Annotated in this window: 14 protein-coding genes and 2 pseudogenes; 7 read left to right on the forward strand and 9 right to left on the reverse strand. The window is 71.0% G+C overall.

Translation table 11 applies throughout. The annotated features are described in order from the left end of the window. The first annotated feature begins 13 nt into the window (after nucleotides 1–13). Nucleotides 14–1,681 carry a threonine/serine exporter ThrE family protein gene (locus ACIQOU_RS07650; RefSeq protein WP_401534860.1) on the forward strand — a complete coding sequence of 556 codons (1,668 nt, stop codon included), beginning with the start codon at nucleotides 14–16 and terminating at the stop codon, nucleotides 1,679–1,681. 549 nt (nucleotides 1,682–2,230) lie between these two features. On the opposite strand, the pseudogene ACIQOU_RS07655 reads toward ACIQOU_RS07650, so the two are convergent. After that, nucleotides 2,231–2,986, reverse strand: a pseudogene (locus ACIQOU_RS07655) (DedA family protein); the annotation flags it as partial. A 140-nt stretch (nucleotides 2,987–3,126) separates the two neighbouring features. Here ACIQOU_RS07655 and ACIQOU_RS07660 point away from each other — a divergent pair. Next, nucleotides 3,127–3,492 (forward strand): YbjQ family protein, encoded by a 366-nt coding sequence (locus ACIQOU_RS07660; RefSeq protein ID WP_401534862.1) that lies wholly within the window; start codon nucleotides 3,127–3,129, stop codon nucleotides 3,490–3,492. 22 nt (nucleotides 3,493–3,514) lie between these two features. Here ACIQOU_RS07660 and ACIQOU_RS07665 read toward each other — a convergent pair. Continuing rightward, nucleotides 3,515–4,316 (reverse strand): annotated as a pseudogene (locus ACIQOU_RS07665) (MerR family transcriptional regulator). A gap of 141 nt (nucleotides 4,317–4,457) precedes the next feature. Here ACIQOU_RS07665 and ACIQOU_RS07670 point away from each other — a divergent pair. Both ACIQOU_RS07670 and ACIQOU_RS07675 read left to right on the forward strand, forming a co-directional pair. After that, complete coding sequence (locus ACIQOU_RS07670) at nucleotides 4,458–5,741, forward strand: ion channel protein (RefSeq protein WP_401534864.1); 1,284 nt, start codon at nucleotides 4,458–4,460, stop codon at nucleotides 5,739–5,741. 63 nt (nucleotides 5,742–5,804) lie between these two features. Then, complete coding sequence (locus tag ACIQOU_RS07675) at nucleotides 5,805–7,217, forward strand: glutamate decarboxylase (RefSeq protein ID WP_401534866.1); 1,413 nt, start codon at nucleotides 5,805–5,807, stop codon at nucleotides 7,215–7,217. A gap of 141 nt (nucleotides 7,218–7,358) precedes the next feature. Here the strand turns inward: ACIQOU_RS07675 and ACIQOU_RS07680 are convergent, their stop codons facing one another. The 3 genes from ACIQOU_RS07680 to ACIQOU_RS07690 form a co-directional block, all read right to left on the reverse strand. Further along, nucleotides 7,359–8,000, reverse strand: coding sequence for a PadR family transcriptional regulator (locus ACIQOU_RS07680; protein WP_401534868.1), 642 nt, complete (start codon nucleotides 7,998–8,000; stop codon nucleotides 7,359–7,361). A 100-nt stretch (nucleotides 8,001–8,100) separates the two neighbouring features. Further along, nucleotides 8,101–9,561 (reverse strand): aldehyde dehydrogenase family protein, encoded by a 1,461-nt coding sequence (locus tag ACIQOU_RS07685; RefSeq protein ID WP_401534870.1) that lies wholly within the window; start codon nucleotides 9,559–9,561, stop codon nucleotides 8,101–8,103. Between the two features lie 80 nt (nucleotides 9,562–9,641). Beyond that, on the reverse strand, nucleotides 9,642–10,466 hold the full coding sequence (locus tag ACIQOU_RS07690) for a helix-turn-helix domain-containing protein (protein WP_401535788.1): 825 nt from the start codon (nucleotides 10,464–10,466) through the stop codon (nucleotides 9,642–9,644). Between the two features lie 352 nt (nucleotides 10,467–10,818). Here ACIQOU_RS07690 and ACIQOU_RS07695 point away from each other — a divergent pair, with 352 nt between their 5' ends. Further along, nucleotides 10,819–11,310: an ATP-binding protein gene (locus tag ACIQOU_RS07695; RefSeq protein ID WP_401534872.1), complete on the forward strand. Its 492-nt coding sequence runs from the start codon at nucleotides 10,819–10,821 to the stop codon at nucleotides 11,308–11,310. 90 nt (nucleotides 11,311–11,400) lie between these two features. Here ACIQOU_RS07695 and ACIQOU_RS07700 read toward each other — a convergent pair whose 3' ends face one another. The 4 genes from ACIQOU_RS07700 to rpmG all read right to left on the reverse strand — a co-directional run bounded on the left by ACIQOU_RS07700 (nucleotide 11,401) and on the right by rpmG (nucleotide 13,751). After that, nucleotides 11,401–11,688 carry a DUF397 domain-containing protein gene (locus tag ACIQOU_RS07700; RefSeq protein ID WP_401534875.1) on the reverse strand — a complete coding sequence of 96 codons (288 nt, stop codon included), beginning with the start codon at nucleotides 11,686–11,688 and terminating at the stop codon, nucleotides 11,401–11,403. A gap of 492 nt (nucleotides 11,689–12,180) precedes the next feature. Beyond that, nucleotides 12,181–13,326: a GTP-binding protein gene (locus ACIQOU_RS07705; RefSeq protein WP_401534878.1), complete on the reverse strand. Its 1,146-nt coding sequence runs from the start codon at nucleotides 13,324–13,326 to the stop codon at nucleotides 12,181–12,183. Further along, a complete protein-coding gene (locus tag ACIQOU_RS07710; RefSeq protein ID WP_401534880.1) occupies nucleotides 13,323–13,577 on the reverse strand; it encodes a type B 50S ribosomal protein L31 in 255 nt (84 codons plus the stop codon). Before ACIQOU_RS07710 ends, ACIQOU_RS07705 begins: the two co-directional genes overlap by 4 nt. A 9-nt stretch (nucleotides 13,578–13,586) precedes the next feature. Further along, nucleotides 13,587–13,751 (reverse strand): 50S ribosomal protein L33, encoded by a 165-nt coding sequence (gene rpmG / locus ACIQOU_RS07715; RefSeq protein WP_007383717.1) that lies wholly within the window; start codon nucleotides 13,749–13,751, stop codon nucleotides 13,587–13,589. Nucleotides 13,752–13,813: 62 nt separating this feature from the next. Here rpmG and rpmB point away from each other — a divergent pair, with 62 nt between their 5' ends. Next, a complete protein-coding gene (gene rpmB, locus ACIQOU_RS07720; RefSeq protein ID WP_401534883.1) occupies nucleotides 13,814–14,050 on the forward strand; it encodes a 50S ribosomal protein L28 in 237 nt (78 codons plus the stop codon). Beyond that, a complete protein-coding gene (gene rpsN / locus ACIQOU_RS07725) occupies nucleotides 14,050–14,355 on the forward strand; it encodes a 30S ribosomal protein S14 (RefSeq protein WP_401534885.1) in 306 nt (101 codons plus the stop codon). Before rpmB ends, rpsN begins: the two co-directional genes overlap by 1 nt. Nucleotides 14,356–15,107 lie beyond the last annotated feature (752 nt).

Genomic DNA, 15,107 nt, shown 5'->3' on the forward strand with positions numbered 1-15,107 from the left:
GAGCGTTGCGTCAGTGACGGAGGCGGAGGACCGAAAGCCGCAGTCGGACGAGGCGAGGAGTGGCTACGACCCCGAGCTGACGTCCGAGTTCGCGATCCCGGCGGGGCTCGTGGTCGCCAGACCGGCGGGCGGGGAGCCCGAGACGACGTCCGAGTTCGCCGTGCCGGCGGGCGTGGGCCAGCCGGCGGCGGCCGAGTCGGAGGGGTCGGCGTTCAACACGCCGCGTACGTACAGCGCGCGGGAGGCGGCGACCGCGTTCACCCCGGCGGGCGGGGTCCCGGTGGTCAGCCTGACCAAGGACGCGCCGTGGCAGGACCGGATGCGCACGATGCTGCGGATGCCGGTGGCCGAGCGGCCCGCGCCCGAGCAGGCGCAGAAAACCGACGAGGGCGGCGGCCCGGCCGTCCCGCGCGTGCTCGACCTGACCCTGCGCATCGGCGAACTGCTGCTGGCCGGCGGCGAGGGCGCGGAGGACGTGGAGGCCGCGATGTTCGCGGTGTGCCGCTCCTACGGGCTCGACCGCTGCGAGCCGAACGTCACCTTCACGCTGCTGTCGATCTCCTACCAGCCGTCCCTGGTCGACGACCCGGTGACCGCGTCGCGGACCGTGCGGCGCCGGGTGACCGACTACACGCGGCTCGCGGCCGTGTTCCAGCTGGTGGACGACCTCAGCGACCCGGAGGCCCATCTCTCCCTTGAGGAGGCCTACCGGCGGCTCGCCGAGATACGCCGTAACCGGCACCCGTACCCGACCTGGGGGCTGACCGTGGCGAGCGGGCTGCTCGCGGGCGCGGCCTCGGTGCTCGTCGGCGGTGACCCCGTGGTGTTCGTCGCGGCGGCGCTCGGCGCGATGCTCGGCGACCGGCTGGCGTGGCTGTGCGCGGGGCGTGGGCTGCCGGAGTTCTACCAGTTCACGGTGGCCGCGATGCCGCCCGCGCTGATGGGGATCGTGCTCACGGTGGCGCACGTCGACGTGAAGGCGTCCGCGGTGATCACCGGTGGGCTGTTCGCGCTGTTGCCGGGGCGGGCGCTGGTGGCGGGCGTGCAGGACGGTCTGACCGGCTTCTACATCACCGCGTCCGCGCGGCTCCTCGAAGTCATGTACCTGTTCGTGGGCATCGTCATCGGCGTGCTCGTGATGCTCTACGTCGGCGTGCAGCTGGGCGCCCATCTCAATCCCGATGTCGCCCTCGGCACCTCCAATCGGCCGCTGTGGCAGATCGGGGCGGCGATGCTGCTGTCATTGGCGTTCGCCGTGCTGCTCCAGCAGGAACGATCCACCGTGCTCGCCGTCACCCTCAACGGCGGGGTCGCCTGGGTGGTGTACGGCGCGCTGCACTACACCGGCGAGATCTCGCCCGTCGCCTCGACGGCGGTGGCGGCGGGGCTTGTCGGGTTGTTCGGGCAGTTGCTGTCCCGGTACCGGTTCGCTTCCGCGCTGCCGTACACCACTGCGGCGATCGGGCCGTTGTTGCCGGGGTCCGCGACGTATTTCGGGCTGCTCGCGATCGCGCAGAACGATGTGGACAAGGGGCTTGTGTCGCTCTCCAAGGCGGCTGCGCTCGCCATGGCCATCGCGATCGGGGTGAACCTCGGGTCCGAGATCTCTCGGCTGTTTCTGCGGTTGCCCGGGGCGGGTGGGGCGGGGCGCCGGGCGGCGAAGCGGACGCGAGGGTTCTGACGTCGGGTGGGCAACGAACCTGCGGTTCCTGCGGGGGCGGGGGGGGCTGGCTGGGGTTCGCTTGCGGGCGCGGGCCGGTGGGGGGTTTTGCGCAGTTCCCCGCGCCCCTGGATACGCGGGGTTGTGGGCGGGTGCGGCGCCGTCGTGGCTGGTCGCGCAGTTCCCCGCGCCCCTTAACGGCGTGCCCGGCCGTGGGCTGGAAGGGCCGGGCCGCTTGTCGCGTCCGCGCGGCCGGGCCGTGGGCGGGTGCGGCGCCGTCGTGGCTGGTCGCGCAGTTCCCCGCGCCCCTTAGCGGCGTTGCCCGGGCGTCGGGTGGAAGCCCAGGCCCGCTGGTCGCGCCCGCGCGGCGGGGTTGTGGGTGAGTGCGGCGCCGTCGTGGCTTGTCGCGCCCGCGCGGCGGAGCCGCAGATCGATACAGCCCCGCGCCCCTTGGCGGCGTGCCCGGCCGTTGGCTGGGAGGTCCGGGGCGCTTGTCGCGGCCGGGCGGTGGAGTCGTAGATCGGTACTGCCCCGCGCCCACCTGTTGGGGCGCGGGGGCCCAGCGGATTAGTACTGGGTGTTGTTGTTGTACGGGGGGTGCTGGTGGGGGTTGTACTGGGGGGTGTCCGTTGAGGGGATGCGGCGGAGTTGGGTGGTCGCGTCGTCCATCTGGGGGGCCGGGAGCTGCTGCGGGGCCGGGGCCTTCTTGTTCTTGGAGCGGGCCCGGAGGAACTCGATGATGATCGGGATCACCGAGACGAGGACGATCAGGATGAGGATCGTCTCGATGTGCTCCTTGACGAAGTCGATCTTGCCGAGCCACGAGCCGAGCAGGGTGACACCGGCACCCCACAGGACGCCACCGATCACGTTGAAGATCAGGAACGAGCGGTACTTCATGCCGCTGACGCCCGCGATGATCGGCGTGAAGGTGCGCACGATGGGCACGAAGCGGGCCAGGACCAGGGACTTCGGGCCGTACTTCTCGAAGAACTCGTGGGCCTTGACCACGTTCTCCTGCTTGAAGAGGCGTGAGTCGGGGCGGCTGAAGAGCGAGGGGCCCACCTTCCTGCCGAACATGTAGCCCGCCTGGTCACCGAGGATCGCGGCGACGCAGATCAGGGCGACGGCGCCCCACAGCGGGAAGTCCAGCTGGCCCGAGGTGATCAGCAGGCCCGCCGTGAACAGCAGCGAGTCACCGGGCAGGAAGAAGCCGATGAGCAGGCCGGACTCCGCGAAGACGATCAGCAGCAGTCCCCAGATGCCGAAGGTGTCCAGGAGGTAGTTCGGATCGAGCCAACTCGGGCCGAGGGCAAGCGTCGTCACGGTTCCGGGCTCCTGGGGGATGGGGGCGGATACGGCATCCAAGCGAGGCCGCACAAAGCTATCAACGCAATGTGTCCTCCCCAGGTTCCCCAGCTGTCTCCAGGATGCGCTGTGCGGACCCTGGGAGCAGGCTGTGGGCCATGGGTATCGAAGAATACGGCGGCGGACAGGGTCCTCAGCCCGATGTGCTGGTCGTGACGACGAACGACGTACCCGGCCACCGGGTCCAGGAGGTCCTCGGCGAGGTCTTCGGCCTGACGGTGCGCTCCCGGCATCTGGGCAGCCAGCTCGGGGCGGGACTGAAGTCACTGGTCGGCGGCGAGCTGCGGGGGCTCACCAAGACGCTGGTGCAGACCCGCAACCAGGCCATGGACCGGCTCGTCGAGCAGGCACGCGCGCGGGGCGCCAACGCCGTGCTCGCCTTCCGCTTCGACGTGACCGAGGCCGCGGACCTCGGCACCGAGGTGTGCGCCTACGGAACGGCGGTGATCCTGGCCCGGGAGTGACGGGTACCCCCGGGCCGGTCCCCTACGGGGTGTGCCGGGACGCGTTCTTGAGGATCGCGTCCTTCAGATGCTGGGCCATGCCCGGGTGCAGCGCGTCGTAGAACGCCCTGAAGCGCTCGTCGGCGATGTACATCTCCGCGAGACCCCGGTGCCTCTCGTACGAGCACGGGAGGAACCAGCGGTCGATGAACCGGCGGTGCTCCCTCGGCCAGGTCCATCGCCGGGGCCCCGGTGGGCGGCTCACCGGTGGCCATCAGGGCCGCGTAGCGCTCGCCCCAGGCGTCCGTCTCCGCCTGGAGCCGCTTCCAGTCGTCCTTCGTGTAGCGGGCGGCCCGGCGCCGCGACTCGGCGTACGCCTCGGTGTCGCCCCAGCGCTGCCGCGCCTCCTCGGCGTACCGCTCGGGGTCCTGGTCGCCGAAGACCTCGAACCGTTCCTCGGGGGTGAGATCGATGCCCATCCTGCGTGCCTCCATGGCGTGCTCCACGGCCTCGGCCATCTTCTGCAACGTCTCGATCCGGGCGGTCAGCAGCTCGTGCCGGCGGCGCAGGTGCGCGCGCGGGTCCGTCTCCGGGTCGTCGAGCAGGGCCGCGACCTCGTCGAGCGGGAAGCCCAGCTCCCGGTAGAACAGGACCTGTTGCAGCCGGTCGAGGTCGGCGTCGGTGTAGCGCCGGTGGCCCGCGTGGCTGCGCTCACCCGGGACGAGCAGGCCGATGGCGTCGTAGTGGTGCAGCGTGCGCACCGTGACGCCGGCGACGGCGGCGACCCTTCCTACGGAGTAGCCGTCTCCTGTGGAGCAGCCGTCCTGTTCTGCGGAGTAGCTCACGTCGTCCGCTCCTTCCTCGGTACGCCCTCCACGATGGGTCCTCACGCCGCGTGAGGTGCAAGTCCTGGCAGCGTTCCAGCAGGGGGCGCCTGGGGGGACGTTCCAGGTGTTGGGTGCCTTTTGTCCGCTTATGGTGAGGCCGTGGTCCACGACACCGCGCGACCGGCGCCCACCCCGCACGCGCCTCCCGCGCGCGCGTTGCTGCCGCTGCTGGTCCCGGCGGTCGTCGTCGGTGTGGTGGCGAGCCTGGTGCTCCTCGGGGTGAGCGCGGTCGCGGAGCGGTTGCAGGAGGTGCTGTGGACGGACCTGCCCGACGCCCTCGGGGTGGGCCGGTACTCCGTGCTGTGGATGCTCGTCATGCTCACCGCGACCGGCGTGCTGGTCGGCCTCGTCGTGTGGAAGGCGCCCGGACACGCGGGACCCGACCCGGCGACGCTGGGGCTGGACGCGCGCGTGATGGCGCCCCGCGTGCTGCCCGGACTGCTCGTCGCGACGGTGCTGATACTCGCGGGCGGCCCGAGCCTCGGCCCCGAGAACCCGATCATCGCCGTCAACGTGGGGCTGGCGTTCTGGCTGGGCGGGCGGCTGCTGCCACGGATGCCGGGCGCGTTGTGGCCGGCGCTCGCGGAGTCGGCGACGATCGGCGCGCTGTTCGGCACGCCGGTGGCGGCGGCGCTGGTGATCTCCGAGGCGCTGGCCGGGCGGCGGCTGCGCGGGCCGTTGTGGGACAGCCTGTTCGGGCCGCTGGCGGCGGCGGCAGCGGGCGCGCTGACCACGGCGCTGGTGGCGCGTCCGACGTTCGACCTGCGTCTTCCGGGGTTCAGTCGGCCCGGCTGGGGCGATCTGCTGGCCTCGCTGGTGGTCGCGTCGCTGGCGGCGGCCCTCGGGATGATCGCCGTCTACGCCTTCCCGGCCGTCCACGGGGCCTTCCAGCGCCTCCGGCACCCGCTGCTCGCCCTGCCCGTCGGTGGGCTCGTGCTGGGCCTGCTGGCGGCCGTGGGCGGCCATCTGACGCTCTTCAAGGGGCTGGACGAGGTCGGGGAGCTGGCGCGGGACCCGGGCGGCTGGTCGGGCGGGCAGTTCCTGACGATGGCGGTGGTGAAGCTGGCCGCGCTGCTGGTCGCCGCGTCCTGCGGGTTCCGGGGCGGCCGGATCTTCCCGTCGGTCTTCATCGGCACCGCCTTCGGGCTGGCCGCGCACGCGCTGGTGCCCGGCGTCGATCCCTCGGTCGGTGTCGCGTCCGGGGTCCTGGGCATGCTCCTGGCCGTCACCCGGCAGGGCTGGGTGAGCCTGTTCACGGCCGCCGTCCTGGTGGCGTCCCCGGCGATCCTCGCCCTGCTGTGCTTCGCCTCGCTGCCGGCCTGGCTGCTGGTGACCGGCCGGCCCCAGATGCAACTGCGCGACGACGGACGCCCCGTCCTGTGATCCGCCCCCACCCGTGAGCCCCCGGCCGAGCCCCGAGCGATCCCTCCGAGGAGACATCAGGTCATGCCCCTCCACCAAGGTCCCCAGAAGCGCGACGAGCGCCCGATGTCCGTCAACCCGTTCTTCGGGGAGGCGAATCCGGTCGCCGGCATGACCGAGGCGCCGCCCACCCACCGCCTCCCGGACGCGCCGCTGCCCCCGTCGACGGCGTACCAGCTGGTCCACGACGAACTGATGCTGGACGGCAACTCCCGGCTCAACCTCGCCACCTTCGTCACCACCTGGATGGAGCCGCAGGCCGGTGTCCTGATGGCGGAGTGCCGGGACAAGAACATGATCGACAAGGACGAGTACCCGCGCACCGCCGAGCTGGAACGGCGCTGTGTGGCGATGCTCGCCGACCTGTGGAACGCGCCCGACCCGTCGGCCGCCGTCGGCTGTTCGACGACCGGGTCCAGCGAGGCGTGCATGCTCGCCGGGCTGGCCCTGAAGCGGCGCTGGGCGCAGCGCAACGCCGACCGCTACCCGGCACGCGACGTGCGGCCCAACCTCGTCATGGGCGTCAACGTCCAGGTCTGCTGGGACAAGTTCTGCAATTTCTGGGAGGTCGAGGCCCGCCAGGTCCCCATGGAGGGCGACCGGTACCACCTCGACCCACAGGCCGCAGCCGAGCTGTGCGACGAGAACACCATCGGCGTCGTCGGCATCCTCGGCTCCACCTTCGACGGCTCCTACGAACCGATCTCCGACCTGTGCGCCGCCCTGGACGCCCTCCAGGAACGCACCGGACTCGACATCCCGGTCCACGTGGACGGCGCCTCGGGCGGCATGGTCGCGCCGTTCCTCGATCCCGACCTGGTGTGGGACTTCCGCCTCGCGCGCGTGGCGTCCATCAACACCTCGGGGCACAAGTACGGGCTCGTCTACCCGGGCGTCGGCTGGGCGCTGTGGCGCGACAAGGAGGCGCTCCCCGAGGAACTGGTCTTCCGCGTCAACTACCTCGGCGGCGACATGCCGACCTTCGCCCTGAACTTCTCCCGGCCCGGCGCCCAGGTCGTCGCGCAGTACTACACGCTGCTGCGGCTGGGCCGGGAGGGCTTCCGCGCGGTGCAGCAGTCCACCCGGGACGTGGCCGTCTCGCTCGCCTCACGCGTCGAGGCGCTCGGTGACTTCCGGCTCCTCACCAAGGGCGACGAACTGCCGGTGTTCGCGTTCACCACCGCCGCCGACGTCACCGCCTACGACGTCTTCGACGTGGCCCGGCGGCTGCGTGAGGGCGGCTGGCTGGTGCCCGCGTACACCTTCCCGCCGCACCGCGAGGACCTCTCCGTGGTGCGGGTGGTGTGCCGCAACGGGTTCTCCCACGACCTCGCCGATCTCTTCATCGACGACCTCTCCCGCCTCCTGCCCGAACTCCGCCGCCAGTCGGGCCCGTCGACCAGGGACAAGGACGCGGCGACGGGGTTCCATCACTAGGCGACGTCGGCTGGGGGCGGTGGCGTGGGGCCGGCGGTCGCGGGGGCGGCGGCTCGTCAACCTTGACCAGTCGGGCCGTTGGGCTCGTCAAGATTGATCAGTTGGGCTCGTCAAGTTTGATGACTGGCTGGTCACCTTTGACTAGTGCGTGTCCCCCGGGTGCCGCTCCCTCGTCGCGTACGGGTTCTCCTCGGTGTCCGTGAGGATGCCCCGGAACGGGGTGCCCTCGCCGGCGAAGGTGTAGGCGCCGTTCTCGATGCGGGTGATCAGGCCCTCGGTCCAGGCGGCCTCGCCGTCGGCGGTGTGGACCCAGAGGTTCATGATCTCGCCGATGTGGCCGAGTTGTCCGGGGCCGTTCTCGGGGACGTAGTGCTCGGTGACGTCGGCGCGCCAGGCGTCGATGCGGCGGACGCGTTCCTTGAGGAGGGCGACCGCCTCGGCGCGCGGGAGGTCCACGATGGCGCCGATCGCGGCCGACTTGACGTCCATCCGCTGGTCGTAGGCCGTCAACGCCTCGCGCAGCAGCCGGAAGTACTCGTCGGTGCCCCAGTCGGTGATCTCGTACTCGGTGCGCGGTGGGCCCCCGGCGGTGGACGGGGCGATCTCGTGCGCGTGCAGCAGCCCTTGCTTCTGCATCTGCTTCAGGGCGTGGTAGATCGAGCCGGGCTTGGCGTGGGACCACTCGTGGGCGCCCCAGTACTCCAGGTCGTTGCGGACCTGGTAGCCGTGGGCCCGGCCGTGCTGACGGATCGCGCCGAGCACGAGGAGACGGATCGCTGACATGGGGCCAGCCTAGGACCCGGGACGATCGGCCCGGCCCACGCCCGGTCCCGCTCCCCCGCGTCAGCGCCACCGGCGCCGGGCCGCCGGTGGTGGCGTGGGGCTAGAACGGGAAGCGGCTGCGGCCGTGTTGGACGGAGATCCACTTCGAGGTCGTGAACGCGGCCTCGGTCGCCTCGCCGTTCAGGCGGCCGACGCCGGAGTTCTTCTCGCCGCCGAAGGGGACGAGGGGTTCGTCGTGCACGGTGCCGTCGTTGACGTGGAACATGCCGGTGTCGATCCGGCGGGCGAAGGCCACGCCCCGGTCGATGTCGGCGGTGTGGACGGCGCCGCTGAGGCCGTAGGGCGTGTCGTTGACGAGGCGCACGGCGTCCTCCTCGCCGTCGAAGGTCACCAGGAAGACGACCGGGCCGAAGACCTCCTGGCGCAGCAGCGGCGAATCCTCCGGGAGGCCGGTGAGGACGGAGGGTTCGACCACGTTGGCGGTGGTCCTGCCGTGCACCAGGGCGGTCGCGCCCTCCGCGACCGCCTGCTCGACGACGGCCGAAACGGCGTCCGCCTGCGAGGAGTTGATGACCGGCCCGATGACGGTGCCCGGCTCGCCCGGGTCCCCGACCTTGAGGGCGCGGACCCTGGCGACGAACTTCTCGGTGAACTCGTCGGCGATCGAACGGTCCACCAGGACCCGGTTGGCGGCCATGCAGACCTGGCCCTGATGGATGAAGCGGCTGAAGACGGCCGCGTCGACGGCGTAGTCGACATCGGCGTCGTCGAGGACCACCACGGCGCTGTTGCCGCCCAGTTCGAGCACCGTGCGCTTGAAGAGTCCGGCGCAGACCGTCGCCACGTGGCGGCCGATCTGCTCGGAGCCGGTGAAGGTGATGACCCTGGGGACCGGGTGTTCGATGAACGCGTCGCCGATCTCCGCGATGTCCGTGATGACGACGTTGAGCACACCGCCGGGCAGACCCGCGTCCTGGAAGATCTTCGCGACCAGGGAGCCGCCGGCGATCGGGGTGTCCTGGTGCGGCTTGAGGACCACGCCGTTGCCGAGGGCCAGGGCGGGGGCGACCGACTTGATGGCCAGCAGGAACGGGAAGTTGAAGGGGCTGATCACGCCCACGACGCCGACCGGCTCGCGGTAGACGCGGTTCTCCTTGCCGTCGACCGGCGACGGCACGAGGCGGCCCTCGGGGCGCAGCGCCAGCTGGATCGACTCGCGCAGGAACTCCTTGGCGAGGTGGATCTCGAAACCGGCCTTCACGCGGGTGCCGCCCAGTTCGGCGATGATCACGTCGGTGATCTCCGGCTCGCGCTCCTCGACCAGGCGCAGCGCCTTCTCGAAGACGGCGCGGCGGGCGTACGCGGTGGTCGCGGCCCACGCCTTCTGCGCGGCGGCGGCGGACCGGTAGGCCGCGTCGACCTCGTCGACGGTGGCTATCGTGATCGAGGCGAGCTTCTCACCGTTGTACGGGTTGACGTCGATGATGTCCCAGGAGCCGGTGCCCGGGCGCCAGGCGCCGTCGATGTACTGCTGGGCCAGTTCGGTGAAGTACGGCGACATGTGATCCCTCAATCACTAGCGGACGCACCAGATCCGTCGATCCGCGTCACGACCTGAGCACCTGTCATCGTACGGGTGTTTCAGGAGAGTTGAAGGAGTCCCCGCAGAAGGTCGCGGCTCTCGTCCGGACCCGGGCTGTCCTGCTGCAACTCCTTGAGCGCGGTCTCGTACTGGATGACGTCCTCGTGCTTGTCGAGGTACAGCGCGCTGCTGAGCTGTTCCATGTAGACGACGTCCGAGAGGTCCGACTCGGGGAAGGAGAGGATCGTGAACGCGCCGCTCTCCCCGGAGTGCCCGCCGAAGCCGAACGGCATGATCTGAAGGCGGATGTTGGGGTGTTCGGAGAACTCGATCAGGTGCTGGAGCTGGCCGCGCATCACCTCGCGGTCGCCGTAGGGGCGGCGCAGGGCGGCCTCGTCCAGGACGATGTGGAAGTCGGGGGCGTTCTCCGAGACGAGGTACTTCTGCCGCTCCAGGCGCAGCGCGACCCGCTTCTCGATGTCGGTGGTGCTGGCGCCCTTCATGCCGCGCCTGACCACCGCGCGGGCGTACTCCTCGGTCTGCAACAGGCCGTGCACGAACTGGACTTCGTACACGCGGATCAGCGAGGCCGCGCCCTCCAGGCCGACGTAGGTGGGGAACCAGTTCGGCAGGACGTCCGAGTAACTGTGCCACCAGCCCGCGACGTTGGCCTCCCGGGCCAGTGAGAGCAGGGAGTTGCGCTCGGCCTCGTCGGTGATGCCGTAGAGGGTGAGCAGGTCCTCGACGTCCCGGGTCTTGAAGCTCACCCGGCCCAGCTCCATCCGGCTGATCTTCGACTCGGAGGCCCGGATCGAGTATCCGGCCGCCTCCCGCGTGATGCCCCGCGCCTCCCGCAGCCGCCTGAGTTGCGAGCCGAGCAGCATGCGCCGCACCACCGATCCTGGCTCTCCCGCGCTCACGTTCGCCAGCCTCCCCAACGTCTCCAAGCCTCGAAGTCTGCCACTAAAACACTTCGAGCAGTACTCGTCCGATTACAGAGATGGGAAAGAACAGGCGTTTCCGCACAGGTTTCTCAGAAACTTGGCAAGGGTCGGGAGGCAACTTGGCGGAAAAAATAGCCCACAAGCGGGACAGGAGTGGCCAATTCGGTCGCGTGCACGTGCATCTGCCCTTGCATCTGCTCTGCGCATCCGAAACCATGGTCCCGCGCAACCGCTGCATCGCAACGACCGCGAATTCCCGGGAGTGCCTCGCATGGGGACGAATGGATCGACCATGCTCGCGCCTTTACGGCGGGGCCTTCCGCCGCTCGACCGCGCGGCCGTGTCCAACGCGGCCTCCTGCGCGCTGCCGGCCCGCCACGAAGCGGTGCGCGAGGCACGGCAGTTCACCCGCAGGACCCTGGACCAGTGGAACGCCGACGAGCGCTTCGACGACGTCTGCCTGGTCGTCTCGGAACTGGTCACCAACGCCCTGCGGCACGCGCTGCCGCCGTGCGACGACCGGTCGGTCGAACAGTGTCCGCCCGTGCGGCTGCACTTGATGCGCTGGACCGAACGGCTGGTGTGCGCGGTGCGCGACCCCAGCAGGGAGAGCCCCGCGCCGCGTGAGACGGACGACTTCTCGGCGGAGTCGGGGCGCGGACTGTTCCTGGTCGAGTCGTTCAGCGACGGCTGGGGCTGGCACCCGCTCGCGGGCACCCTCGGCGGCAAGGTCGTCTGGGCCCTCTTCCGGCTGCCGTCGGAGCCGGGCCTGCTGGTCGACTGATAGGCAACGGGGCTCCGTGACGCGGTGGTTCTACGCGCGTCACCCGGTCTCGGGGCGACCCGCCGGGGCCAACTCCCCGTCGGACAGGGGTCAGCCCACTATCAGGTGGTCGAACTCGCCGTCCTTGACGCCCAGCAGCATGGCCTCGATCTCGGCGCGCGTGTAGACGAGTGCGGGACCGTCGGGGAAGCGGGAGTTGCGCATGGCGACGTCGCCGCCGGGGAGCCGGGCGAACTCCACGCAGGAACCCTGTGAGTTGCTGTGCCGGCTCTTCTGCCAGGCCACACCGTGCAGCCCGGCGGCGTCCATGCCGTTGAACACGCCGGACACGCCCTCAACGTCATAGAGGTCGTACGCGTCGTACACGTCGTGGTCCACAGGTAGCTCCCCGGATGTGCACTGGCTGGTGTGGCCATTTGATGCATTGGTCAACTGACCCGGATCATAACTCTGTTCATGTGCAGCTGCCTGAGCAGATGCACGTGCACGCGCAGTGGCCCCACGGTTACTCCGTTGACGGCCCCTTTACCCGTTCACCCGTGTGCCCGTTCACCCGCATCCGCCGGTGGACCCCTTTCACGGGAGACGCTTCAGCGCCTGCCCCGGACCCGGCCGGCCATGCGGGCATACGTCCGACAACTCCGACAACATAGCCACCGGCACCGTCCCGTGACGCGGTCGCCCCTGCCGTTGTTCCCTCTGCGGGTTACCCACCTCCACGTCGGCCGCGGGCGAAACGTTCGCGGGGCGCCGGGGAACGCCCCGAAACCGCCCTTGGTTGACGGGAGTTGGCCTGCGGGTCACCTTCCGGCGTACGGCGGCAGTGTCATCTCCCTTACGCGAGAGGCCTGCTGTCGCCGGGGCGCGGCATCAGATCTCCAGGAGGGTGTCGAAGGCGGACGGCAGCCGTTGCCAGGCGGCGCGTCCGGCGGCGTACTCGGCGTCGGTCAACAGGCAGGAGTCCAGGAGGAGTTCGAGCCCGTCCCGGTCGAGTCCCGGCGAGGTGAAGACCAGATGCTGGCAGCGGTCGCCGTGCTCGGCGTGCCAGTCGAGGGCGGCGGCGACCCGGCGCACCGGCTCCACCAGGTCCCAGGCCGCGTCGGGCAGCGCGGCCAGCCACGGCCCCGCGCTCTCCACGCACAGGGCACCCCCTGCCGCGTCCCAGTGCAGCAGCGCGTCGGGCTTGTCGGCCAGCCAGAACCGGCCCCGGCTGCGGGCCGCCGCGCAGGTCAGGTCCTCCAACGCCGCGTACAGCCGCCCGGGATGGAAGGGCCGGCGCCGGTGCCAGACCAGCGTGGCCACGCCGTGCGCGTCGGCCTCGGCGGGCAGCAGCGCGCACGCCGGGTGCTGGGCGGCTGCGGCCGACGCCACGTCGAACCCCCCGAGCGCCGCCGCCGCCAACGGCGACAGCGACCCCGACTCCCCTGCGTGCAAGGGAACTTGACGGGCCGTCGGATGCAACTGGGCGAGCAGCCCCCGGTCCTCCTCGTCGGCCTCCGGCGAGTCGACGACGGCGAGGACGGGGGCGTACTCCAGCTGCCGGGCGAAGGTGTCGGCGACCGTGCGCCGATCGGTCGCGGCGGCGGCGAGACCCCTCTCGGCGAGGTCGTCGCCGTTGCCCAGACACGGCAGGACCAGCGCCGGGTCGACGGCGGTGATGACGCCGGTGACGGTGAGGCCGCCGGCGGTGACCACCTCGGCCATCGCCCTGGGCTCGACGGAGTCCCACAGCTCGACGACGGCGAGCCGGGTGCCGCCCGCCTCGGCGAGCCGGCGCAGCTCGGGCACCAGGTCCTCGCGCAGCGCGCAGCACGCGCAGTCGTCGACCAGGGGCGTCTCCCCCGCCGACAGGACGCCGGTCGCGTCCCGCACGGTCCGCACGACGGTGCCCGCCGCCGCCGTTGCCAGGTCGTGGTGGAGAACGACGCTGCCGGGCACCTCCGCGAGGAGCGCGGCGACCGTCTCCCGGCGGGCCTCGGCGTGCAGCCCGCCGACGATCGCCACCGGGAGGCTCACGCGCCGCCCCGCTTACCGAACCGGCGTTCGAAGCGCTCGACTCGTCCGGCCGTGTCCAGGACGCGGGCGGTGCCGGTGTAGAAGGGGTGGCTCACGTTCGAGATCTCGACGTCGACGACCGGGTAGGTAGCGCCGTCCTCCCACTCGACCGTCTTCTCGCTCGTCATCGTCGAGCGGGTGAGGAAGGCGTGGCCCGCGGCCCGGTCGCGGAAGACGACGGGGCCGTAGGCGGGGTGAATTCCGTTGCGCATGGCGGTGGTTCAGCGCTCCTCTCGGAAGTCGACGTGGCGGCCCGCGACCGGGTCGTACTTGCGCAGGGTCATGCGGTCGGGGTCGTTGCGGCGGTTCTTGCGGGTCACATAGGTGAAGCCGGTCCCCGCCGTGGACCGGAGCCTGACGACCGGGCGGAGTTCGTTGCGTGCCATGCTGCTACCTTACTGAAAATGACATCCATTAGCGACAGCGCTTCGAGAGAGGTACGTCACCCATGTCCGCGCACTGCATGCTGACCGGCGCCCGGCCCGGCTTCGGCAACCGCGTCTCCCACTCCCACCGGCGGACGTCCCGCCGGTTCGACCCCAACATCCAGTCCAAGCGGTACTGGCTGCCGAGCGAGGGCCGTCATGTACGGCTGCGGCTGAGCGCGCGGGCCGTCAAGACCGTCGACGCGATCGGCATCGAGGCCGCGGTGGCCCGGATGCGCGCACGCGGGGTGCGGGTCTGATGGCGAAGCGGAGCAAGGTCGCGCGGAACGACCGGCGTCAGGAGGTCGTCGCCCGGTACGCGGTGCGGCGCGCCGAACTGAAGGAGATCATCCGCGGGCCGTCCACGACGGAGGCCGAACGGGTGTCCGCGCGGCGGGAGTTGGGGCGGCAGCCGCGGGACGCGAGTGCCACGCGGGTGCGGAATCGGGACGGGGTGGACGGGCGGCCTCGCGGGTATGTCCGGAAGTTCGGGCTGTCCCGGGTCTCGTTGCGCGGGCTGGCGCATGCGGGGTTCCTGCCGGGGGTTCGCAAGTCCTCCTGGTAAGTCTCACAGCGCACTCCCAGAGAGGGGAGGGGGGTGACTGGTAGCTTGCTGCGGGCGTTTCGGCCACCCCGCTACAGCTTGGAGCTTTCCGTGACTTCGGCGAAATCGGTGACGACATCGTGGGCTCGGCTGGTGGGGGTCCGCTCCCTTCGGGAGGGGGGTCTTTCGGCGGGGGGTGCTCCGGTGGGGGGTGCGCCGGTGGGGGCGCTTCAGGTGGGGTCGCCTCCGGCGGGGGATGCTCTGGTGGGTTCACTTCAGGTGGGGTCGCCTCCGGCGGGGGATGCTCTGGTGGGTTCACTTCAGGTGGGGTCGCCTCCGGCGGGGGGTGCTCCGGTGGGGGCGCTTCAGGTGGGGTCGCCTCCGGCGGGGGGTGCTCTGGTGGGGGCGCTTCCGGGCAGGGTTCGGGCTGGTGTTGTGGTGGCGGGGGTTGTGGCGGGGGTGGTTGGGCTCGCCGGGTGTGGGGGGTCCTCCTCGGGAGGGGCGGGGGACTCTGCTTCTGCCTCGTCCTCTGCTTCTCCGTCCGCCTCCGCCTCTGCCACGGGGGGTGGCGGCGCGAGTGGGGGTGACGGGACTGTCGCTTCCGACGGGCTTCAGGGGAGTTGGCTCGCCACCAGTGGCGGGAAGGCTGTGGCGTTGGTTGTCACCGGGAAGCAGGCGGGGCTCTTTGTCGCTGGGGGGACGGTGTGCGGGGGGACTGCGGGGGAGGAGGCGGGGATGCAGATGATTCATCTCAGCTGTACTGAGGGGGACTC

The organism is Streptomyces sp. NPDC091279 (assembly GCF_044757465.1).
Lineage (GTDB): Bacteria > Actinomycetota > Actinomycetes > Streptomycetales > Streptomycetaceae > Streptomyces.

Coding starts and splice junctions, on each gene's coding strand:
- ACIQOU_RS07660 (WP_401534862.1), top strand. CDS start 3,127: ATGGGTATCGAAGAATACGGCGGCGGACAGGGTCCTCAGCCCGATGTG.
- ACIQOU_RS07675 (WP_401534866.1), top strand. CDS start 5,805: ATGCCCCTCCACCAAGGTCCCCAGAAGCGCGACGAGCGCCCGATGTCC.
- ACIQOU_RS07680 (WP_401534868.1), bottom strand. CDS start 8,000: ATGTCAGCGATCCGTCTCCTCGTGCTCGGCGCGATCCGTCAGCACGGC.
- ACIQOU_RS07685 (WP_401534870.1), bottom strand. CDS start 9,561: ATGTCGCCGTACTTCACCGAACTGGCCCAGCAGTACATCGACGGCGCC.
- ACIQOU_RS07690 (WP_401535788.1), bottom strand. CDS start 10,466: ATGCTGCTCGGCTCGCAACTCAGGCGGCTGCGGGAGGCGCGGGGCATC.
- ACIQOU_RS07695 (WP_401534872.1), top strand. CDS start 10,819: ATGCTCGCGCCTTTACGGCGGGGCCTTCCGCCGCTCGACCGCGCGGCC.
- ACIQOU_RS07710 (WP_401534880.1), bottom strand. CDS start 13,577: ATGCGCAACGGAATTCACCCCGCCTACGGCCCCGTCGTCTTCCGCGAC.
- rpmG (WP_007383717.1), bottom strand. CDS start 13,751: ATGGCACGCAACGAACTCCGCCCGGTCGTCAGGCTCCGGTCCACGGCG.
- rpmB (WP_401534883.1), top strand. CDS start 13,814: ATGTCCGCGCACTGCATGCTGACCGGCGCCCGGCCCGGCTTCGGCAAC.
- rpsN (WP_401534885.1), top strand. CDS start 14,050: ATGGCGAAGCGGAGCAAGGTCGCGCGGAACGACCGGCGTCAGGAGGTC.